The 21,448-nt window shown below is 70.6% G+C and carries 21 protein-coding genes; 5 read left to right on the top strand and 16 right to left on the bottom strand.

From position 1 onward, the window contains the following. Positions 1–16 precede the first annotated feature (16 nt). On the top strand, positions 17–577 hold the full coding sequence (locus ACCP09_RS24335) for an AAA family ATPase (protein WP_433750484.1): 561 nt from the start codon (positions 17–19) through the stop codon (positions 575–577). Here ACCP09_RS24335 and ACCP09_RS24330 read toward each other — a convergent pair. The 5 genes from ACCP09_RS24330 to ACCP09_RS24310 all read right to left on the bottom strand — a co-directional run bounded on the left by ACCP09_RS24330 (position 574) and on the right by ACCP09_RS24310 (position 6,744). Continuing rightward, positions 574–1,446: an aldo/keto reductase family oxidoreductase gene (locus tag ACCP09_RS24330; RefSeq protein WP_431901220.1), complete on the bottom strand. Its 873-nt coding sequence runs from the start codon at positions 1,444–1,446 to the stop codon at positions 574–576. The two genes, ACCP09_RS24335 and ACCP09_RS24330, sit on opposite strands and share 4 nt — an antisense overlap. Before the next feature lie 108 nt (positions 1,447–1,554). After that, positions 1,555–1,908 carry a hypothetical protein gene (locus ACCP09_RS24325; RefSeq protein ID WP_378333624.1) on the bottom strand — a complete coding sequence of 118 codons (354 nt, stop codon included), beginning with the start codon at positions 1,906–1,908 and terminating at the stop codon, positions 1,555–1,557. An 18-nt stretch (positions 1,909–1,926) separates the two neighbouring features. After that, positions 1,927–4,275, bottom strand: a complete 2,349-nt coding sequence (locus ACCP09_RS24320; protein ID WP_433750479.1) for an SdrD B-like domain-containing protein — start codon at positions 4,273–4,275, stop codon at positions 1,927–1,929. 127 nt (positions 4,276–4,402) lie between these two features. Then, entirely contained in the window at positions 4,403–5,479 is a 1,077-nt protein-coding gene (locus ACCP09_RS24315) for an aspartate-semialdehyde dehydrogenase (protein ID WP_027933534.1), read from the bottom strand. A gap of 2 nt (positions 5,480–5,481) precedes the next feature. After that, on the bottom strand, positions 5,482–6,744 hold the full coding sequence (locus ACCP09_RS24310) for an aspartate kinase (protein ID WP_020420288.1): 1,263 nt from the start codon (positions 6,742–6,744) through the stop codon (positions 5,482–5,484). Between the two features lie 122 nt (positions 6,745–6,866). Between ACCP09_RS24310 and ACCP09_RS24305 the strand changes: the two genes are divergently transcribed. Together ACCP09_RS24305 and ACCP09_RS24300 are read left to right on the top strand one after the other, a co-directional pair. After that, positions 6,867–8,069: a mannosyltransferase family protein gene (locus tag ACCP09_RS24305; protein ID WP_433750474.1), complete on the top strand. Its 1,203-nt coding sequence runs from the start codon at positions 6,867–6,869 to the stop codon at positions 8,067–8,069. Then, complete coding sequence (locus ACCP09_RS24300) at positions 8,069–8,659, top strand: nitroreductase family protein (RefSeq protein WP_123684589.1); 591 nt, start codon at positions 8,069–8,071, stop codon at positions 8,657–8,659. The genes ACCP09_RS24305 and ACCP09_RS24300 overlap by 1 nt, the downstream gene beginning before the upstream one ends. Here the strand turns inward: ACCP09_RS24300 and ACCP09_RS24295 are convergent. After that, positions 8,656–9,042: a hypothetical protein gene (locus ACCP09_RS24295; RefSeq protein ID WP_027933531.1), complete on the bottom strand. Its 387-nt coding sequence runs from the start codon at positions 9,040–9,042 to the stop codon at positions 8,656–8,658. The genes ACCP09_RS24300 and ACCP09_RS24295 overlap by 4 nt on opposite strands. Positions 9,043–9,256: 214 nt before the next feature. On the opposite strand from ACCP09_RS24295, the gene leuA reads away from it, so the two are divergent. Further along, positions 9,257–11,032: a 2-isopropylmalate synthase gene (gene leuA, locus ACCP09_RS24290; RefSeq protein ID WP_027933530.1), complete on the top strand. Its 1,776-nt coding sequence runs from the start codon at positions 9,257–9,259 to the stop codon at positions 11,030–11,032. A gap of 45 nt (positions 11,033–11,077) precedes the next feature. On the opposite strand, the gene ACCP09_RS24285 is transcribed toward leuA, so the two are convergent. After that, positions 11,078–11,566: a carboxymuconolactone decarboxylase family protein gene (locus ACCP09_RS24285; protein ID WP_378335887.1), complete on the bottom strand. Its 489-nt coding sequence runs from the start codon at positions 11,564–11,566 to the stop codon at positions 11,078–11,080. A gap of 227 nt (positions 11,567–11,793) precedes the next feature. Next, complete coding sequence (locus tag ACCP09_RS24280; RefSeq protein ID WP_027933528.1) at positions 11,794–12,705, bottom strand: LysR family transcriptional regulator; 912 nt, start codon at positions 12,703–12,705, stop codon at positions 11,794–11,796. Positions 12,706–12,815: 110 nt separating this feature from the next. On the opposite strand from ACCP09_RS24280, the gene ACCP09_RS24275 reads away from it, so the two are divergent. Further along, complete coding sequence (locus ACCP09_RS24275) at positions 12,816–13,721, top strand: EamA family transporter (RefSeq protein ID WP_027933527.1); 906 nt, start codon at positions 12,816–12,818, stop codon at positions 13,719–13,721. Here the strand turns inward: ACCP09_RS24275 and ACCP09_RS24270 are convergent. The 8 genes from ACCP09_RS24270 to recR form a co-directional block, all read right to left on the bottom strand. After that, positions 13,679–14,320: a DedA family protein gene (locus tag ACCP09_RS24270; protein ID WP_378335886.1), complete on the bottom strand. Its 642-nt coding sequence runs from the start codon at positions 14,318–14,320 to the stop codon at positions 13,679–13,681. The genes ACCP09_RS24275 and ACCP09_RS24270 overlap by 43 nt on opposite strands. Positions 14,321–14,370: 50 nt before the next feature. Beyond that, positions 14,371–15,471: an ABC transporter ATP-binding protein gene (locus ACCP09_RS24265; RefSeq protein WP_027933525.1), complete on the bottom strand. Its 1,101-nt coding sequence runs from the start codon at positions 15,469–15,471 to the stop codon at positions 14,371–14,373. Further along, positions 15,471–16,466, bottom strand: a complete 996-nt coding sequence (locus tag ACCP09_RS24260) for an ABC transporter ATP-binding protein (RefSeq protein ID WP_027933524.1) — start codon at positions 16,464–16,466, stop codon at positions 15,471–15,473. The genes ACCP09_RS24265 and ACCP09_RS24260 overlap by 1 nt, the downstream gene beginning before the upstream one ends. A gap of 4 nt (positions 16,467–16,470) precedes the next feature. Continuing rightward, entirely contained in the window at positions 16,471–17,397 is a 927-nt protein-coding gene (locus tag ACCP09_RS24255; RefSeq protein ID WP_123684585.1) for an ABC transporter permease, read from the bottom strand. After that, a complete protein-coding gene (locus tag ACCP09_RS24250; protein ID WP_027933522.1) occupies positions 17,394–18,398 on the bottom strand; it encodes an ABC transporter permease in 1,005 nt (334 codons plus the stop codon). The genes ACCP09_RS24255 and ACCP09_RS24250 overlap by 4 nt, the downstream gene beginning before the upstream one ends. Positions 18,399–18,470: 72 nt before the next feature. Continuing rightward, positions 18,471–20,135, bottom strand: a complete 1,665-nt coding sequence (locus tag ACCP09_RS24245) for an ABC transporter substrate-binding protein (RefSeq protein WP_208722384.1) — start codon at positions 20,133–20,135, stop codon at positions 18,471–18,473. A gap of 138 nt (positions 20,136–20,273) precedes the next feature. Beyond that, positions 20,274–20,831, bottom strand: a complete 558-nt coding sequence (locus ACCP09_RS24240) for a uridine kinase family protein (protein WP_123684584.1) — start codon at positions 20,829–20,831, stop codon at positions 20,274–20,276. 14 nt (positions 20,832–20,845) lie between these two features. Next, positions 20,846–21,442 (bottom strand): recombination mediator RecR, encoded by a 597-nt coding sequence (recR, locus tag ACCP09_RS24235; protein WP_017985548.1) that lies wholly within the window; start codon positions 21,440–21,442, stop codon positions 20,846–20,848. Between the last annotated feature and the right edge of the window lie 6 nt (positions 21,443–21,448).

Below are 21,448 nucleotides of genomic sequence, written 5' to 3'. Positions count from 1 at the left end.
CACGCGTTGGCCCGGTATGGACAGCACAGCCGGCGCCACCCTGCAGATGACGATCGAACCGCGGGCGCTGCTGGTCATCGCCGGGCTGCCCGGTTCGGGCAAGAGCACGCTGCTGCGCAGCACGCAGGCCAGCCGCCCGGTCGAGGTGCTCGACTCCGACCAGATGCGCGACCGGCTGGCCGCCGCACTGCGGCCGGGAACGCCGTACCGCCGCTACCGCCCTGCGGTGCACGTCCTGCACCGGCTGCGGGTGGTGCTCGCCGCGGTCCGCACGCCCGGCCCGGTCGTCGTGCACGACCCGGCGACCGGCGCGGCGACCAGGGCGTGGCTGATGCTGACCGGGCTGCTCACCGGTCGACGGCGGCACCTGCTGTGGGTGGACTGCACCCCGGAGGAGGCGCTGGCCGGGCAACGCGCGCGCGGCCGGGTGCTGCGGACCGCGTCGTTCTGCCGCCACCTCCGCCGCCTGCCGCGGGTCCGCGCCCTGCTGTTCGAGGGGCGGCCCCGCGGCTGGAACGAGACCACGGTCGTCGACCGGGAGACGGCGCGCCGTGGTCTCCACCTCGTGGTGCGTTAGGCGATCGCGTCGAGTTCGCTGATCGCGTCCGCCGGGAGGTCCATGGACGCGGCGGCCACGTTCTCCCGCAGGTGGGCGAGCGACGACGTGCCCGGGATGAGCAGGATGTTCGGCGACCGCTGCAGCAGCCAGGCCAGCGCGACAGCCATCGGGGTCGCGCCGAGGCGGGCGGCCACCGAGTTCAGCACCTCCGACTGCAGCGGCGAGAACCCGCCGAGCGGGAAGTACGGCACGTACGCGATGCCCTGCGCGGCCAGCGACTCGACCAGCTTGTCGTCCTCGCGGTGGGCCACGTTGTAGGCGTTCTGCACGCACACGACCGGCGCGATCGACTGCGCCTCGGCGACCTGCTCGGCGTTCACCGTGCTGATGCCGAGGTGCTTGATCAGCCCCTCCTGCTGCATCTCGACCAGCGCGGCGAACGGCTCGGCGATCGACCCGGGCACCGCGGAGTGGCCGTCGTCCCCGCCGCCGACGCGCAGGTTGACCACGTCGAGCGCGTCCACGCCGAGGTTGCGCAGGTTGTCGTGCACCTGGGCGCGCAGCTGCTCCGGCGAGCGCTGGTGCACCCAGGCGCCCTGGTCGTCGCGCACCGCGCCGACCTTGGTCACCACCACGATCCCGTCGTAGGGGTGCAGCGCCTCGCGGATGATCTGGTTCGTCACGTGCGGGCCGTAGAAGTCGGCGGTGTCGATGTGGTTGACACCCAGCTCGACGGCTTCGCGCAGGACCGCGACCGCGGCGTCCCGGTCCGCGGGCGGCCCGAACACGCCCGGGCCGGCCAGCTGCATCGCGCCGTAGCCCATGCGCCCGACGGTGAGCCCGTCGGTGAGGGTGAACGTGCCGCCGGCCAGTGTGTTCGCTGTCATGGAAATCCCTTCTCGGCTTGTTCCGGCTCCACGATCCCCCGCGTGCCGCGGAACAGGCAGAGCCCCGCCGATCCTAGGAGTCCCGGGGACAGCCGGCCTGCCGCCGCCTCACGTGCAGGCCTGACGCAGCCGGTCCAGGTTGGCGGTGTTCGTCTGGACCCAGTCGTTCACGTCGGACAGACCCTGTGACTTGCGCTGCTCCAGCGCGACGTAGGAGTCGGCGATCGCGAACAGGTTCTGCTGCAGCGTCTGGTCGGCCACCTGGTTGCCGAGGTCGCGCAGCTCCTCGGCCTTCTGCTGCGCCTGGGCGGACACCTCCTGCGCCGAGGCGTACGGGTTGAGGTTCGCCAGCCCGAGGGCCTGCGAGCACGCGCTCACCCGGTCCGCCGTCTCCGCGGCCTCCGCACAACCGGCCAGCACGACCGCCATCCCGACGACTCCGAGCACCCGCAGAATTCTCATAACGCCCAAACTACCGGTTCACGCTCCGGGCTCGGCGGCCTTCCACCAGCGCACTCCGACGACCGCGCCGATCACCGCCACGACACCGAACAGCACCCACCCGACGGGGAACCCGCCGCCGTTCGGGGACTCCTGCGCGGCCGGCACGACCGCCGGACTGGCACTGACCAGGCCGATCCGCACGGACAGGTCCTCCCGCGGCTTCGGGCCGACCGTCACCGGCCCGGCGCAGCCCGGGTCGCCGCCGGTGCCTGCGATCCGGAAGCCGCGGAACTCCTCGGCGAGGCCGGTGAGGTCGAAGCACACCCGGTACGACCCGTCGGGCAGGTCGTCGAGCAGGTACGAGCCGTCCGCGGCGGTGCGGGTGGTCGCCACCGGGCGCCCGCCGTCGTCGGCCAGCGTCACCGCGACGCCCGCCGCGCCGGGCTCACCCGCGTCCTGCGTGCCGTTGCCGTTGCGGTCCACCCACAGCAGGTCGCCGAGCCGGTTGCGCGCGGGCGTCAACCCGACGCCGATCGTGCTTTCGTCGCGGTGGCCGACACCCACGGCGACCGGCGGGGCGCACCCGCTCGCCAGGTCCACATCGGAATCCTTTGTGGACTCGCCGGCGCGCGGCTTGGTGAACTGGTACCCGGCGACCGGCGCGGGCAGCGCGGCGCGGTCGACGCACACCTGGTACGCGCCGTCCGGGATCCCGGTGAACTGGAACCGGCCGTCGGCGCCGGTGGTCGTCGACGCCTCCTCGCCACCGCCGGCGCGGAGCAGCTTGACCGGTACGCCGCTCGGGCCGGACTCGGTGGCGTCGGCGATGCCGTTGCGGTTCGTGTCCGCCCACACCCGGTCGCCGATCCGGTTGGCGGGCGCGGTCAGCCCCAGGTTCAGCGCGGTGTCCTCGCGCTTGCCGAGGCCGAGGGTCACCTGCGGGGTGCAGCCGGTCGCCGGGTCGGCGCCGGAGACCTCGCTCCCCTCCACCGGTGTGAAGTCGGCCGCGGCCTGCGGCAGGTTGGCCAGGTCGAAGCACACCGCGAACGAGCCGGACGGCAGGTCGTCGAAGGAGTACTTCCCGTCCTGGCCGGTGGTGGTCATGGCGAACTGGGTGCCGTCCGCGCCGCGCAGCTTCACCGGCACCCCGCCGATCCCCGGTTCCAGCGCGCTCGGCCGACCGTCGCCGTCGACGTCCTGCCAGACCAGCGCGGCGATTCGGTTGACCGGCGGGGCCAGACCGGCATCCATCGTGAAGTCCTGGGTGCGGCCGGGCGTCAGCTCGGCCGGCGCGGTGCAGCCGGTGGCCGGGTCGGGCGCCGAGTCCTGGCCCGGAGTGCCCGCGCGCTGCCTGGTGAGCTGGTAGTCGCCGTACTGGGGCGGGAGCTTCGCGGTGTCGAAGCACACCTGGTAGCTGCCGTCGGGCAGGTGCGAGAACTGGTACTGGCCGTGCGGGCCGGTGCTGGTCCCGGCGACCGGGGTGCCGTCGGCCTTCTGCAGCCGCACCCCGACGTCGGCGATGCCGGGCTCGCCCGGGTCCTGCAGTCCGTTGCGGTTGATGTCGGCCCACACCAGGTCGCCGATCCGGTTGAGGCCGCCGACCACGCCCGCGTCCACGGTGTGGTCGACCGAACCGGGCGGCCCGATCGCGACGCGCACCGAGCCGTTTTCGGGGTCCACATCGGAATCGAGCGACTGGTCGCCCGCGTGCGGGACAGTCCACTTCAGACCCTCGACCGGCGGGGATCCGGGCAGCGGACCGGTGTTCACCCCGCTGAAGTCGAACCGCAGGGTGTAGCAGCTGTTGGGCTGCAGGCCCTCGGCCGGGCCGAACAGGTAGCGCCCGGCGCCGTCGGTTGTCTCCTCCGCCAGCGGCGCCCCGCCGCCGTCGCAGCCCAGCAGCTGGACCCGCACGCCGGGCAGCGGCGGCTCGTCGCCGTCCTGCACGCCGTCGCCGTCGGTGTCGAACCACGTCCGGTCGCCGAGCTGCACCGGGCCGTCCATACCGCCGACGCCCATCGTGAGCGTGACGGCCTTGCCGCCGCCGACGTCGACGAACTCGGTCAGGCTGGCGCGGCTCTGGTCCTCGGCCGCGGGCTTGACGTCCGGCATGGACGCCGGGATCGAGGCGTCCACGCGGTACTTCCCGCCGGACAACGTCGTGGTCGTGAGCTGCGCCGTGCCGTCCGGCCCGGTGACGCCGCTGACGCTGGCGCCACTCGGGTCGGTGGCCACGACGAGGATGCCGCCGACCCCGGTCTCACCCCGGACGACCCGCACCGTGAGCGGGCCGTCGGTGTCGTCCGCGGTCGCCACGAGCAGGGGCGTGCCCATGCCGAGCACCACCACCGCGCACACGAACGCGGCCAGGACATGCCTTGTCACCGCGAGCTCCCCGACTTCTCCCTGCCATTGACTCGGCCCACACTAGAAGCGCGCCGACGTCGGGCCAGGGAGAAGTTGCCTCACTGTCGAGTGAATTCAGCGAGGCCGGGGCAACTCTGCGTGGCCGTCAGCTGAACTCGGGAGCCAGCTGCTCGGCGATCTCGTAGGTGTTCAGGGCCGCGCCCTTGCGCAGGTTGTCCCCGCACACGAAGAAGTCGAGCGTGTTCGGGAAGTCCAGCGCCTGGCGCACCCGTCCGACGTACGTCGGGTCGCCGCCGACGACCTCGGCCGGGCTCGGGAACTCACCCTTCTCCGGGTCGTCGACCAGCACGATCGACGGCTGCGCGGCGAACACCTTGTGCGCGGCCTCGACGGTGACCTCACGCGCGAAGGTGGCGTGCACCGCGAGCGAGTGCGTGGTGACGACCGGGACGCGGACGCAGGTCGCGGACACCTTGAGGTCCGGGATGCCGAGGATCTTCCGCGACTCGTTGCGGACCTTCAGCTCCTCGGAGAACCAGCCGTCGCCCTTGTAGGAACCGGCGGCCGGAACCACGTTCAACGCCAGCGGGGTGCCCGCGAACGGGCTGTCCGACAGCGGCAGACCTGCCGCCTCCAGCGCGGCCCGCACGTCGCCCGCCTTCGCGCCGAGGTCCTTTCCGGACACCGCGGCCAGCTCGGCCTGCAACCGGTCGATGCCGGGCTGGCCCGCGCCGGACGCCGCCTGGTAGGAGGCGACCACCAGCTCGGTCAGGCCGAACTCGCGGTGCAGCGCACCCAGGGCCGCCATCATCGACAGCGTCGTGCAGTTCGGGTTGGCGATGATGCCGCGCGGCCGCTCCCGCACCTTGTCCGAGTTCACCTCGGGCACCACCAGCGGTACGTCGTCGTCCATCCGGAACGCGCCGGAGTTGTCGACCGCGACCGCGCCGCGCTCGGCCGCGATCGGCGCCCACTCGGCGGACACCTCGTCCGGCACGTCGAACATGGCGACGTCGACGCCGTCGAAGGCCTCCGGGGACAGCGCGATGACGGTCAGTTCCTCGCCGCGCACGGTGATCTTCTTGCCCGCCGACCGCGGCGAGGCGATCAGCCGGATCTCACCCCACGGCACGCTCTCGCGCCCGTTGATGATGTCGATCATGACGGTGCCCACCGCGCCGGTCGCACCGACGAGAGCAAGGGTCGGAGACTGCTTTCCCATGATCAGCGACCACTCCCCGCGTACACGACGGCTTCCTCGTCGCCGCCAAGTTCGAATGCCTCGTGGATCGCGCGCACCGCGTCGTCCAGCTGCGCGTCCCGGATCAGGACCGAGATCCGGATCTCCGAGGTGTTGATGATCTCGATGTTGACGCCGACCTTGGCCAGCGCCTCGCAGAAGGTCGCGGTGACGCCGGGGTGCGAGCGCATGCCCGCGCCCACCAGCGAAACCTTGCCGACCTGGTCGTCGTAGAGCACGGAGTCGAACTCCAGCTCGCCCTTCAGCTTCTCCAGCTCCGCAACGGCCTTCGGACCGTTCGCCTTGGACAGCGTGAAGGTGATGTCGGTGCGGCCCGCGGTGTTGGAGACGTTCTGCAGCACCATGTCGATGTCGATCTCGGCGTCGGCGATGACCCGGAAGATCCGCCCCGCGGCGCCGGCGTGGTCCGGCACCCCGGTGACGGTGACCTTGGCCTCCGACCGGTCGTGCGCCACACCGGTGATCAACGCTTGTTCCACGGGGATCTCCTCAATCGAACCGGCCACGGTGGTGCCCGGCTTGTCGCTGTAGGACGAACGCACCCGGATCGGCACGCCGTAGCGGCGGGCGTACTCGACCGAGCGCAGGTGCAGGATCTTCGAACCGCTCGCGGCGAGTTCGAGCATCTCCTCGTACGGGATGGTGTCGAGTTTGCGCGCGTTGGGCACGATCCGCGGGTCGGCGGTGTACACGCCGTCCACATCGGAGTAGATCTCGCACGCGTCCGCGTTGAGCGCCGCGGCCAGCGCCACCGCGGTGGTGTCCGAACCGCCGCGGCCGAGCGTGGTGATGTCCTTGGTGTCCTGGGCGACGCCCTGGAACCCGGCGACCAGCGCGATGTAGCCCTGGTCGAGGGCCTCGGTGACCCGGCTCGGGGTCACGTCGATGATGCGCGCGTTACCGTGCACGCCCGTCGTGACCACACCCGCCTGGGATCCGGTGAACGACCACGCCTCGAAACCGTGTGCCGAAATCGCCATCGCGACAAGCGCGTTGGAAATGCGCTCCCCAGCGGTGAGCAGCATGTCCATCTCTCGTTCGGGCGGCACCGGGTTGACCTGCTGGGCCAGGTCGAGCAATTCGTCGGTGGTGTCACCCATGGCGGAGCAGACGACGACCACGTCGTTGCCCGCCTTCTTGGTGGCCACGATCCGTTCGGCCACGCGCTTGATGCGATCAGCGCTCTCCAGCGACGAACCGCCGTACTTCTGGACCACGAGCGCCACTTGTCTGCCGACCTCCTATTTCGCACCTTTCGGAGCAGCCTACCGGGGGTTACGGCCCTGGCCACCCCGTTATGTGGCTCCGGCCACTGCCACCGGCCGGACTCGTGGGAAAATGACCAACCGTGCAGGGCAGTGGCCAAACCGTTCGGCGACCGGAGCAAGCGGCCCCTGGCCTGCTGCTGGACCTGGCTGACCGGATCACCAGACGCCGGGCGCTCCTGCTGCCCGCGGCCGTGTACCTCGGTGTGCGGGCACTCGGTGTTGTGGTGCTCACGGTGTTCGCCGCGCTGCACGACACCGACCTGTTGTCTAGGATCGCCGCCTGGGACGGCCAGTGGTACCTCAAGATCGCGGCCTCCGGCTACGAACTCGAACCGACGACGGACGCGCTCGGCCACCTGAACCCGCACACGCCGCGGGCCTTCTTCCCGGGATACCCGTTCCTGATCCGGCTGCTGGCGCCCGCGCTCGGGTTTCCCGCGGCGGCGCTGGTGGTGTCGCTGTCCGCCGGGCTCTTCGCGGCGTACGGCCTGGCCCGCCTCGGCAGGCTGGCGCGCGGGGGCTCGCGCCGGGCGGGCTACATCCTGGTGGCCCTGTTCGCGGCGACGCCGATGAGCGTCGTGCTGACCATGGCCTACACCGAAGCGTTGTTCTGCGCGCTGGCGGTGTGGACGCTGGTCGCGGTACTGGAGCGGCGGTGGGAGCCGGCGGGCGTGTGCTGCCTGGCGGCCGGGTTGGTGCGGTCGACGGCGCTGGCGCTGGTCGTCGCGGTGGCGGTGGCCGCGCTGATGGCGTTGACGCGCCGGCAGGACGGCGGGCGTCCGCTCGTCGCGCTGGCGCTGGCGCCGGCCGGGTTGTTCGGTTACCTGTGGTGGACCGGGATGCGGGTGCGGCCGGAGTCCGGGTTCGAGGCCCAGCTGAGCACCTGGTCCGACCTGGAATGGCAGGGGTGGCGGACCCGGTTCGACGGCGGGGTGTCGACGGCCCGGTTCGTGGCCGAGGTGCTGACGGGCAGCGATTCGGCGATGAGCGTGCTGACGGTCGCGGTGATCGCCGGCGCGCTGATCGGCATGGCGGTGCTGGCCCGGCGCGAGACGGTGCTGGTGGCATACGCGGCCGGGGTGCTGATGATGTGCCTGGGGTCGAGCGCGCTGATGCACGCCAAGCCGCGCTTGCTGCTGCCCGCGTTCACGTTGCTGGTGCCGGTGGCGCTGGCGCTGGCCAAGCGGCGGACGAACACCGTGCTGTGGGTCTGCTCGGGAGTGGCGCTGGCGAGCGCGTGGTTCGGCGCGTTCGCGCTGACGGTTTGGCAGTATGCGATCTGATGCGAAAGCCAGCCGATTCCAGCGCGCCCCTGACCGACGTGATCGCGCAGCGGTGGAGCCCGCGCGCGCTCGACGAGACGCGGGAGGTCAGCTGGGACCAGCTGCGCGCCCTGCTGGAGGCCGCGCGGTGGGCGCCGTCGTTCGGGAACACCCAGCCGGCGCGGTTCCTGGCCGGCCGCCGTGGTGATGCGACGTTCCGGCAGATCCTCGGCACGCTGACCGAGCGGAACCAGGCGTGGGCGCACCGGGCGGGCGCCCTGCTGGTCGGGATAGTGGTGGCACGCAACGAAAAGGGCGAGATCCCCTACGCCGAGTACGGGCTCGGGCTGGCCGCGCAGAACCTCGTGCTGCAAGCCGTCGCGGAGGGGCTGGTGGCGCACCAGATGGCCGGCTTCGACGCCGACGCCGTCCGCGAGCGGTTCGCGGTGCCGGACGGAGCGGTCCCCCGGGTGGCGATCGCCGTCGGGCACGCCGGCGATCCCGCGGTGCTGGAGGTGGAGAAACTGATCGAGCGCGAACGGGCGGCCCGGAAACGGCTGCCGCTGGGCGAGTTCGCCTACACCGGCGAGTGGGGCACGCCCGCGTTCTAGCCGACGGAGGCGCCGCCGATGCGGCGGACGATCCGCGTGACGATCGACGAGACCACCAGCCAGAAGATCGCCGCGATGCCATAGTTCACCAGGACGCGCAGCTTCTCGTCGGCGGGCTCGAACAGGTCCTTGAAGCCCAGCGCCAGGCCGTCGGACCAGTCACGCACGAACGAGACGATCCCGTTGTCCCGGTTGGCCCCGCCGACCACGAAGATCACGTGCAGCACCAGGATGAGCGCGAAGATCAGGCCGACCCAGCGGACGATCCCGGCGATCAGTCCGACCGCCTGGTCCTTCACCCGCCCCCACGGCACCTGGCGCTTGGGTCGCGGCGAGGCGTCTTCGTCGACGTCGCTCTTGCGCTTCTCGGCGTGCTCGGCCATGCCGCCGAGTTTCCCACGCCACGCCCGCCTTGGCTACCTGCCAGTAACCGACCGGGTCACTTTCCAACATCATCGCGCCCGGGCTACAGTGAATCCGTGGCGCGTGCTCTCCTGCTTCGCTGCCGCGACGGGGCCTGATCCTGACCGGCCCCCCGTCGCGGGGCTTCGTCACGCCGCCGGTCGCCCGAAAACCCGGCAGGAGAGTTTCCCAGCAATGACCAGCTCCGATCCCACCGTGAGCCGCATCCGCAAGCCTTCGCGTCCCGCCCCCGCCGACCAGCCCGCGTGGAACCCGCAGCGCGGCAGTTCGATGCCGGTGCACCGCTACCAGCCCTGGTACAAGCTGGTGGAGAACATCGAACTGCCCGACCGCACCTGGCCGGACAAGCGCATCGAGCGCGCGCCGCTGTGGTGCGCGGTCGACCTGCGGGACGGCAACCAGGCCCTGATCGACCCGATGTCGCCGGCCCGCAAGCGCAAGTTCTTCGAGCTGCTGGTGCGCATGGGCTACAAGGAGATCGAGGTCGGCTTCCCGGCCGCGAGCCAGACCGACTTCGACTTCGTCCGCGAGATCATCGAGGACGGCGCGATCCCCGACGACGTGCGCATCCAGGTGCTGACCCAGTGCCGCCCCGAGCTGATCGAGCGCACCTTCCAGTCGCTGGAGGGCGCGCCGCAGGCGATCGTGCACATCTACAACTCGACGTCGATCCTGCAGCGCCGCGTGGTGTTCCGCGAGGAGCGCGAGGGCATCAAGAAGATCGCGCTGCAGGCCGCCGACCTGGTGGTCGAGTACGCGCAGAAGTACTCCGACACCGACTTCCGCTTCCAGTACTCGCCGGAGTCCTACACCGGCACCGAGCTGTCCTACGCCGCCGAGGTGTGCAACGCGGTCACCGACATCTGGCAGCCCACCCCGGAGCGGCCGGTCATCCTGAACCTGCCTGCGACCGTCGAGATGGCCACGCCGAACGTCTACGCCGACTCGATCGAGTGGATGGGCCGCAACCTGGACCGCCGGGACTCGGTGATCCTGTCGCTGCACCCGCACAACGACCGCGGCACCGGCATCGCCGCGGCCGAGCTGGGCTACCAGGCAGGCGCGGACCGCATCGAGGGCTGCCTGTTCGGCAACGGCGAGCGCACCGGCAACGTCGACCTGGTCGCGCTGGGCATGAACATGTTCAGCCAGGGCATCGACCCGCAGATCGACTTCTCCGACATCGACGAGATCAAGCGCACCGTCGAATACTGCAACCAGCTGCCGGTGCACGAGCGCACCCCGTGGGGCGGCGACCTGGTGTTCACCGCGTTCTCCGGCAGCCACCAGGACGCGATCAACAAGGGCTTCGACGCGCTGCACCGCGCCGCCGAGAAGGCCGGTGTACCGGTCGACGAGTTCCCGTGGGAGGTGCCCTACCTGCCCATCGACCCGAAGGACGTCGGCCGCAGCTACGAGGCCGTCATCCGGGTGAACTCGCAGTCGGGCAAGGGCGGCGTCGCCTACATCATGAAGACCGAGCACCAGCTCGACCTGCCGCGACGGCTGCAGATCGAGTTCTCGCAGGTCATCCAGCGCTACACGGACAGCGAGGGCGGCGAGGTCGACCCGCGCACGATGTGGGACGCGTTCGCGAAGGAGTACCTGGAGCCGCAGACGCCGCTGCAGCTGATCAGCCAGCACGTCACCGCGAACGGCGACTACCAGCTGCGCGCCACGGTGCGGGTGGACGGCGAGGAGCAGGAGATCACCGGTTCCGGCAACGGCCCGATCGCCGCGTTCTTCGACGCGTTGTCCACCGTGGGCTACGACCTGCGGCTGCTGGACTACAGCGAACACACCCTCACCCCCGGCGACGACGCCAAGGCCGCCTCCTACATCGAGTGCGCCATCGGCGACAAGGTGTTCTGGGGCATCGGCATCGACCCGTCCATCGTGACGGCTTCGCTGCGGGCGGTCGTGTCCGCGGTGAACCGCGCGCACCGCTGATTCCGGGAGAAGGCCGGCCGCTGGTGTGCGGCCGGCCTTTTCTCGTCAGTTCGCGACCGCGGCGGCGAACATGCCGGGCTGGTAGGAGCCGCCCTGGTTGCGCACGATCACGTTCATCCGGTTGGCGGCGTTGATCATCGCGACCAGTGTCACCAGCGCGGCGATCTGGTCGTCGTCGTAGTGCTTGCGCACCTGGGCCCACGTCTCGTCGGACACGCCCTGGTGCGCGTCCGCCAGGCGGGTGCCCTCCTCGGCGAGCGCCAGCGCCGCCCGCTCGGCCTCGGTGAACACCGTGGCCTCGCGCCAGACCGCGACCAGGTTGAGCCGCACCGCGCTCTCCCCGGCGGCCGCGGCCTCCTTGGTGTGCATGTCGACGCACGGGGCGCACCCGTTGATCTGGCTGGCGCGCAACGACACCAGCTCCTGTGTGGACTGCGGCAGGGCCGAGGTGTGCAGCACCGCGGCGACGTTCGCGAACCGCTTGGCGAGCTTGGCGCCGATCTCGTTGGACATCAGGTCGAACCGGGTTTCCACGGCTTCCTCCTCGTGTGGGGAACTGCTCGAACACGAGGCACCGGCCGTGCCGTGGATGTGACAGTGACGCCGGCCACAGTGTCAGTCGCGGAGCCGGGCCGCTTCGCAGAGCTCCTCGGCGCGGGGGGGAGGCGGCACGCCGCCGACCGGTCGAACACCAGGGGGTGGGCATGCTCCCGGGCTCCCACGGCCTGATCCGGTTCACCGGGCGGCGCCGGCGCGCCGGGCTAGGGCTGCTTCGTCACCGCGGCGGCCTCGGCGTGCAGCAGGTCCAGCACGGTGGCCACCGGCGGCCGGGTGCCGGCGCCGGTGCGCAGGACGGCTTCGATGAGCCGCGCCGCGCGGATGCCCGCCAGCGGCCGCCGCACGATCCGGCGCGACCAGGTCCCGGCCAGCGTGTAGCGCGGCAGCAACGCGATGCCGTGCCCGGCCGCGACCAGCGCCTCGATGATCCGGAAGTCGTTGATCCGCTGCTTGACCTGGGGACGCACCCCGGTCCGCACCGCCAGCGAGCGCAACACGTCGTCGACCGGGAAACCGACGTCCACCGAGATCCACTGCTCGCCGGCCAGCTCGGTGAGGTCCACGCGGCGGCGCTTCGCGAGGCGGTGGCCGAGCGGCAGCGCCACGTCCAGCGGCTCGCGCAGCAGCGGCACCACGTCGAGCCGCGCCGACGGGAACGGCTCGGCGTGCTCGTCCCGGTGGGTGACCACGATGTCGAAGTCGGCGACCAGCCCGGGCACCTCGGCCGGCGTCATGTCGACGTCCCGCACCTCGACGTCCAGGCCCTCGACCTCGGCGAACCGGTGCAGCAGCCCGGGCAGCAGCATCAACGCGGCGGACGGGAAGATCGCCACCCGCACCCGGCCGCGCGGCAGGCTGCGGAACACGTCCAGCTCGGCCTCGGCCCGGTCCACCGCGGCGATCACCTCGTCCGCCCGCACCACCAGCGCCCGCCCGGCGTCGGTGAGCCGCAGCCCCCGCCCCGCCGGTTCGGTGAGCACCAGCCCGACCTCCGCCTGCAACGCCCGGAGCTGCTGCGACACCGCCGACGGCGTGCAGTGCAGCGCTTTCGCCGCCGCCGTCACGCTCCCGCGGTCCGCGAACTCACGCAGCACCCGCAACCGCCCGACGTCCATGAAGCAACGCTACACAGTAGGTGCAAACAATCTCGATTGTTCTTCATAGTTGCGGCAGGCACGCTGAACAGGTCCCCACCCGCCGCCCCTCAAGGAGGCGCTGCGCGCCCATGTCTGTCCGCGACCGACTCCTCGCCCTGTTCGTCGTCGTCCTGTGGGGCCTCAACTTCATCGCGATGCACCCGATGCTCGGCCACTTCCCGCCACTGTTCGCCGCGGCGCTGCGCTTCGCCGTGATCGCGGTCCCGACGATCCTGTTCATCCCGCGACCGAAGGTGAAGCTGCGCTGGCTGATCGGGTTCGGGCTCGGCTTCGGCACCGGCCAGTTCGCGTTCCTGTTCCTCGCGCTGACCAACGGCATGCCGACCGGCCTCGCGTCGCTGGTGCTGCAGGCGTCCGCGCCGTTCACCGTCCTGCTCGGCGGGATCTTCCTGCGCGAACCGCTGTCCGCGCGGCAGCTGACCGGGATACTCGCCGCGGTGGCCGGGATGGGCGTGATCGCCTGGCACCGCGCGGAGAACGCCGTGCTGCTGCCGGTCGTGCTCACGCTCCTCGGCGCGCTGTGCTGGGCCGCGGGGAACCTCTGCTCACGTCAGGCCAGGCCCGACAACCCGATCCACTTCACGCTGTGGATGTCGGTGGTCCCGCCGATCCCCATGTTCGCGTTGTCCACGATCTTCGAAGGTCCGGCCGTGCAGTGGGAGTCGCTGGTCACGTTGGGCACCGGCGATGGCCTGCTCGGCCTGGCCGGGTTCACCTACGTCGTGCTGATCGGCACCGTCCTCGGGTCGAGCATCTGGACCGTGCTGATGCGCCGCAACCCGGCCAACGTGGTCGCGCCGTTCTCGCTGCTCGTGCCGGTGGTCGGGATGTCCGCGGCGTTCTTCGTGCTCGGCGAGACCCCGGCGCTGGTCGAGGTGCTGGCCGGCCTGGTCGTGGTGGCCGGGGTGCTGTACGGCTCGCTGCCGAGGCGTCAGCGCTCGGCGGGCGCGCTCCCCGACCTCGTCTCCTCGTGACGGCGGCCCATCCGCTTCTTGATGACGAGGCTGACCACCACACCCACCACAACGGCGACCGCCAGTGCGATGTAGGAGAACCGCGACAGCCACTTCTCCGCGACCACGCCGAGCGTGTACACCAGCGCCGTGGTGCCGCCCGCCCAGACGATCCCGCCGAGCGCGTTGGCGAGCAGGAAACGCGGGTAGTGCATGTGCAGCGACCCGGCGAGGGGACCGCACAGAATGCGCAGAATCGCGACAAAGCGGCCGAAGAAAACCGCCCAAACACCGCGTTTCCGGAACAATCTCTCGGCGGCCGCCACATGCGCCGGTCCGAAATGCTTGGGGAATTTCCGGCCCGCCCAGTCGAACAGGCGCTGTCCGCCCTTCCGCCCGATCAGGTAACCGATGCTGTCCCCGGCGATGGCGCCGCCGCTGGCGACGGCACCGATCAGCCAGGGGTTGAGCCCGTCGTGGTGCGAAGCCAGGAGAGCCGCGCTGACCAGCACGATCTCTCCCGGCAACGGGATCCCGAGGCTCTCCGCGCCGATCACCACGCCGACCGTGAGGTAGACCAGGAGCGGCGGGATGGTCTCCAGCCACGCGTCGATGTGCACGGTAAAGCCCCCTCGGGTACCCCGGCGGAATCGTCGCCAGGGTACCCCGGTCAGGGCTCCAGCATTTCGGCCACCGAAGCGGCCTGCGGAATAGCCGCATCGGGTGACAACTGCGCGGTCACCAATTCCGGTTTCACCTCGTGCGGCGTGATCCGGCCTGCCTGGATGTCCTCCGCCCAGTGGCAGGCGACCCGATGCCCGGCGCCGAGCTCCCGCAGCGCGGGCCGCTCGGTGTCGCACTTGGTCTCCTGCCGCCACGGGCAGCGGGTGTGGAACCGGCAGCCCGACGGCGGGTTGGCGGGCGAGGGCAGGTCGCCGGCGAGCAGGATCTGCTCGCGGCTGTCCTCCACCACCGGGTCCGGCACCGGGATCGCCGACAGCAGCGCCCGCGTGTACGGGTGCAGCGGCTCGGCGTAGAGCGACTCCGAGTCGGTCTCCTCCACCAGCGAGCCCAGGTACATCACGCCGATGCGGTCGGAGATGTGCCGGACGACCGCCAGGTCGTGGGCGATCACCAGGTAGGTCAGGCCCAGCGAGTCCTGCAGCTCCTCGAGCAGGTTGATCACCTGCGCCTGCACGGACACGTCCAGCGCGGACACCGGCTCGTCGGCGACGATCAGGTCCGGCTCAACGGCCAGCGCCCGCGCGATGCCGATGCGCTGGCGCTGCCCGCCGGAGAACTCGTGCGGGTACTTCCGCAGGGAACTCTCCGGCAGGCCGACGGCGTTCAGCAGCTCACGCAAGCGCTTGCGCGTGCTCTCCCGGTCCTTGTCCAGGCCGTGCGCCCGCATGCCCTCGATGAGGATCGATTCGACCGACTGCCGCGGGTCGAGGCTGGACAGCGGGTCCTGGAACACCATCTGCATCCGCCGCCGCATCTTCCGCAGCGACTCGCCCTTGAGCGTCGACAGGTCGGTGCCGTCGAACACCGCTCGGCCACCGGTCGGCTCCACCAGCCGCAGCAGGCTGCGGCCCAGCGTCGTCTTGCCACAGCCGGACTCGCCGACCAGGCCGTACGTCTCGCCGCGCTGGATCTCCAGGTCGACCCCGTCCACCGCGTAGACGTGCCCGACCGTGCGGTCCAGCACGAGACCGCGCTTGATCGGGAAGTGCACCTGCAGGCCTTCCACGCGCACCAGCGGTTCGGACATCAGCGCACCCCCTCGCCCGCGGCGACCGGGCGGCCCACCGGGTTGTGGCACCGCAGCATCCCGCCCGTGTCCGGTTCCAGTTCCGGCGTGACCTCCCGGCACAGGTCCAGCGCGTTCGGGCAGCGGGGCGCGAACGCGCACCCCTGCGACCACGGGATGTTGTCGGCGACCGACCCCTTGATCGGCACCAGCTTCTCCCCGCGCGGCGCGTCCAGCCGCGGGATCGAGGCCAGCAGCCCGTGCGTGTACGGGTGCCGGGCGGAGGCGAACAACGCGTGCCGCTCCGCCCGCTCGACCACCCGGCCGCCGTACATGACGTTGACCTCGTCACACAGCCCGGCGACCACGCCGAGGTCGTGCGTGATCATGATCAGCGCGGTGCCGGTGTCGCGCACCAGCTCGGACAGCAGCGCCAGGATCTGCGCCTGGATCGTCACGTCCAGCGCGGTGGTCGGCTCGTCCGCGATCAGCAGCCGTGGACGGCAGGCCAGCGCGATCGCGATGAGCGCGCGCTGCCGCATGCCGCCGGAGAGCTGGTGCGGGTACTCCGACAGCCGCCGGTTCGGGTCCGGGATGCCGACGCGGTCGAGCAGGTCCGCCGCCTCGGCCGTCGCCTGCTTGCGGTCCATCTTGCGGTGCCGTTCCAGCACCTCGGTGATCTGCAGCCCGATCGGGATCACCGGGTTCAGCGACGACAGCGGGTCCTGGAACACCATGCCCAGGTCGCGGCCGCGCCGGTCGCGCAGCTGCTTGTCGGACAGCCGCAGCAGGTCGGTGTCCTCGAACAGCACCTCGCCGGTGACCGTCGCGCCGCGCTTGGGCAGCAGGCCCATGATCGCGAGCGCGGTCACCGACTTGCCGCTGCCGGACTCGCCGACCAGGCCGACGGTGCGGCCCGGCTCGACGTCGAAACTGACCCCGTCCACCGCGGTGAACGGGCGGGTTCCCTTGCGGGAGAAGACGACCGACAGGTCGCGTACTTGCAGGAGACTCAACGCGCTACCGCCTGTTCTTCGGGTCGAGCGCCTCGCGCAGCGACTCGCCGAGCAGCGTGAACCCCAGCGCCACCACGACGATCGCGATGGCCGGGTAGAACGCCAGGCTCGGCTTGACGTCCAGCAGGGTCTGGGCCTGTGCCAGCATCAACCCCCACTCGGCGCGGCTGGGATCGTTGTCGCCGAGACCGAGGAACGACAGCGCCGCCACGTCGATGATCGACGTCGCCAGCGTCAGCGTCGCCTGCACGACCACCGGCCCGAGCGAATTCGGCAGCATGTGCCGGAACACGATCGTGCTGCGCCGCACGCCCAGCGCGGTCGCCGCGAGGACGTGGTCGCTCGATCTCTGCGAGAGCATCGCGCCGCGCAGCAGCCGCGCGAACACCGGCACGCTCACCACCGCCACCGCGATGATGACCGTCCACTGTGTCCCTTGCGAGAACAGCGCGGCCACCGAGATCGCCAGCAGCAGGGAGGGGATCGCGAGCAGGATGTCGGTGAACCGCATCAGCAGCGTGTCCACCCAGCCGCCCAGCGCGCCGGCCAGACCGCCGACGACCATGCCGACCACCAGCCCGATCAGGGTGGCGACGACACCGACGATCAGCGTCTGCTGCGCGCCGACCAGCAGGCGGGAGAAGAAGTCGTACCCGCGGTGGTCGCTGCCGAGCACGAACCCGTCCATCGGGCCGGGGATGAAGTCCGGCCGCAGGTTCACCCGCAGCTCGTCGTAGGGGATGTAGGGGTTCTTCGGCGCCAGGAACGGGGCCAGGATCGCCAGCAGCACGAACAGCACCGTGATGACCGCGCCGGTGATCGCCACCGGGTTGCGCAGCATCCGCCGGACCGCGTCCGCCGCGAGGCTGGTGCCGCCGGACTCGGCGAGGTCGTCGATGCGTTCGGCCTTGCGCCGCAACATGGAGGTCATCGCACCCGCACCCTCGGATCGATGATGGCGTAGGAGATGTCCACCAGGATGTTGACGACGACGTACACCAGGGCGGCCAGCAGCAGCAACGCCTGCAGCCGCGGGTAGTCGCGGCGCTCGATGCCCTGCGCCAGCAGGGATCCGAGCCCGTTCCAGTTGAACACCTTCTCGGTGAGCACGGCCCCGGCGAGCAGCAGGCCGGTCTGCAGGCCGATCGTCGTCGACACCGGCAGCAAGGCGTTGCGCAGCACGTGCCGCTGGCGGATCGTCGTCGTGGTCAGGCCCTTCGACTCCGCGGTGCGCACGAAGTCCTCCTGCTGCACGTCCAGCACCGAGGCGCGGGTGATTCGCACGATCACCGCGAACGGGATGCTGGCCAGCGCGACCGCGGGCAGGATCAGGTGCTTGATCGCGTCCCACGTCGCGTCCAGCTCGCCGGTGAGCAGGCCGTCCAGCGTGAAGAACCCGGTGATGTGGGTGGCGTCGATCGTGACGTCCTGACGCCCCGACGGCGGCAGGATGCCCAGTTTCTGCGCGAACACGTACTTGAGCAGCACGCCGAAGAAGAACACCGGCACCGCGACGCCGACCAGGGTGGTCAGCACGGTGGCGTTGTCCAGGAGCCTGCCCCGGTGACGGGCGGCCAGGTACCCCATCGGGATGCCGAAGCCGACCGCGAGGACCAGCGCCGCGATCGCGAGTTCGATGGTGGCGGGGAAGGCGCGCCCGATCTCGGCGAGCACGCTGTCGCCGCTGATCAGGGAAGCACCGAAGTCACCGGTGAGGACGCGGCCGAGGAACTTGAAGTACTGGACGAAGATCGGTTGATCCAGCCCGAGCACCGAGTTCAGCGACGCGATCTTCTCCGGCGTCGCCTTGTCGCCGAGCAGCGCGGTGGCGGGGCCACCGGGCAGCAGGCGGAGCCAGGCGAAGACCAGGATGGAGAGCACGAGGAGCGTCGGGATCGCTTGCAGCAGCCGACGGGTCAGGAATCGGAGCATGTGAGTGCCTCGGAATCCGCACCAAGGCGGGAAAGCGTGCCGGGCACGCTTCCCCGCCCTCGGTAGCGGAACTCAGCCCTTGGTGACCGTGTAGAAGCGCTCGTCGGTCAGCGGGGTCGGAATCAGGCCCTGGACGTCGGACCGGACCACGATTCCCGGAGGCGACGACGACAGCGGAACCGCGGGGACGTACTGCGAGATCAGCACGCTGGCGTTCTCGTAGGCCGCCTTCTTGGCGTCCGGGGTCGTCTGCGCGTCCGCAGTGGACAGCGCGTCGAAGATCTGCGGGTTGTCGAAGCCGAACTCGGCCTTCGGGCGCCCGAAGAACGTGCCGACGAAGTTGCCCGCGTCGGCGTAGTCACCGGTCCAGCCGAGCAGGTGCAGGTCCTGCTTGCCCGCCTTCTGCACGGAGTCCTTGTACCCGCCGTTCCACGGCTCCTGGACCACGTTGACCTTGATACCGACGGCCTTGAGGTCGTCGGTGATCGCGGCGGCGATGTCCACCGGGTTCGGCATGTAGGGCCGGGTGACCTCGGTCGGGACGTAGAAGTTCAGCGTCAGGTCGGACGCGCCCGCCTGGGCCAGCAGCTGCCTGGCGGTGTCCGGGTTGTAGCTGTACTTGGCCACCGCGTTGGTGTAGCCGGGCACGTTGTTCGGCAGGAACTGGTCCTGCGCGTAGGCGCCCTGCGGGAGCCGGTTCCTGACCAGCTGGTCCTTGTTGATGGCGTACTCGATCGCCTGGCGGACCCGCACGTCCTGCAGCTTCGGGTTGTTCTTCTGGTTGATGCCCAGGTACAGGATGTTGAAGGCGGGCCGGATCAGGACCTGGTCGCCTGCCTGCTTGAGCGAGTTGTAGTCCGCCGGGCTCGGGAAGTCGTAGCCGTCGATGGTGCCGGCCGCCAGCTCCTGCTTGCGGGCGTTCTCGTCCGGGATGATCTTGAAGATCAGCCTGGCGGTCTTGGCCTTCTCACCCCAGTAGTCCTCGTTGCGGACCAGGGTGATGGTGTTGTTGGCCTTGTCGAAGCTCTCGAACTTGTACGGCCCGGTGCCCGTCGGGTGGTCGGTGGCGTACGCCGGGTACGTGAACGCCTCACCGCTCTGCGTCACGTTGTCGGCGTCGTACTTCTTCAGCGCGTCCGGGCTCGACATCGACAGCGAGGTCAGGCCGAACGCGTCGGGGAACGCGCCCTTGGCCTTGTTGAGGTTGAGGACGGCGGTGGTCTCGTCCTTGGCCTCGCAGCTCTTGTAGACCGGGTCGCCGCTGATGTCACCTTCGTTCTGCGCGAAGCCCTCGAAGACGTCGCCGTAGTAGATCATCTGGCTCTGGGCGGCGGCGCCCTTCATGTTGTACCAGCGGTCGAAGTTGAAGCAGACCGCCGCGGCGTTGAACGGGGTGCCGTCGTGGAACTTGACGCCCTCGCGCAACGTGAAGGTCCAGGTGGTGTTGCCGTTGCTCGGCGTCCACGCGGTGGCCAGGCCGCCCTCCAGCTCGGTGGTGCCCGGCTTGTAGGTGACCAGGGTGTCGAACATCTGGCGGGCGGGGCGGAAACTCTCGCCGTCGTCGTTGAAGATCGGATCGAAGTTCTTCGGGGCGCCGGCCGCGCCGAAGATGAAGGTGTCGCTGGCGCTGTCGCCCGAGCCGCGCTCGGAAGCGCAAGCGGCCGTCGTGACCGCGAGGGCGCCGGCAAGCCCGATCAGGGCGATGCGGCGCAACCCAACTGCCCGCGTTGGGAGCATGGTGGCACTCCTAGGAGAATGTTCGGGTACGTGATCGACGACCCTAGTCCGCATGTTGGGAATTCGTTAAGTGCGTGAGGTTACGATCGCGCTACGTCAAACCGGACGCACGAACACATTCGGCTCATAGCGTTACGTTCAGTGCTCACCCTGCGTAAGATCGGACGAAAGTATTAGGCCGTTCGGGTGCACGTACTGGTGGGTAAGGTCAACGGCGAACCAACCACATTCGAACTTCTGCCACGCGGTCAGCGGGCCGCGAATGCCCTCGCCGTCCCTGGAGACTGCCCGTTCGAGCCGAGTTTCGGCGTCCGGGCCCGCGACCCAGCACAGCGCGGACAGGCGGGGCCGGATCGAGGCGCGGCCGGCGGACACCCCTTCCAGCACGACTACGTCGACCGGGTGAACCGTGCGCACCGGCCCCGGCCGCGGGTCGCCGGTGGTCCAGTCCAGCGGACGGTAGACGGCCGGGCGGCCCGCGGCGAGGGGGTCGAGGACCTCGGAGACGAGCCGCGGCCACCAGGCGACCGGGTCGTCCCATGTCGCGTAGTGGTCGGTGGCGACGACAGCGGTCGCCGCGCCGCGTGCCCGGAAGTCCGCGGCGAGTTCCGCCGCGAAGGTGGTCTTGCCCGCGCCGGACGGGCCGTCAACGGCGACCAGCCGGACCCGCCCGCAGCGGGGCGGGCCGGCCAGCACGTCGTCGACCAGTGTCAAAGGGCGCGGCGGCCGGAGAGGGCCCGGCCGAGGGTGAGCTCGTCGGCGAACTCGAGGTCGCCGCCCATCGGCAGACCGGACGCGAGCCGGGTGACGGTCAGGCCGGGGAAGTCCCGCAGCATCCGCACCAGGTAGGTCGCGGTGGCCTCGCCCTCGGTGTTCGGGTCGGTCGCGATGATCACCTCGGTGACCTGTTCCGCGCCGAGCCTGGCCAGCAGCTCGCGGATGCGCAGCTGGTCGGGGCCGATGCCGGACAGCGGGTCGAGCGCGCCGCCCAGCACGTGGTAGCGGCCCTTGAACTCGCGGGTGCGCTCGACGGCGAGCACGTCCTTCGGTTCCTCGACCACGCAGATCAGCGACGTGTCGCGCCGGGCGTCCCGGCAGATGCGGCACTGCTGCTGTTCGGAGACGTTGCCGCAGATCTCGCAGAACTGCACACCCTCCCGGACCTTGCCGAGCACGTCCTGCAGCCGGGCGATGTCGGCCGGGTCGGCGGCGAGCAGGTGGAACGCGATCCGCTGCGCGCTCTTCGGACCGATGCCGGGCAGGTGTCCCAGCTCGTCGATCAGGTCCTGGACTACGCCTTCGTACAACGGGGC

Origin of the sequence: Amycolatopsis sp. 3B14, assembly GCF_050958625.1 — a bacterium.
Lineage (GTDB): Bacteria > Actinomycetota > Actinomycetes > Mycobacteriales > Pseudonocardiaceae > Amycolatopsis_E > Amycolatopsis_E thermoflava.
This window is presented reverse-complemented; position numbering and strand designations above follow the sequence as displayed.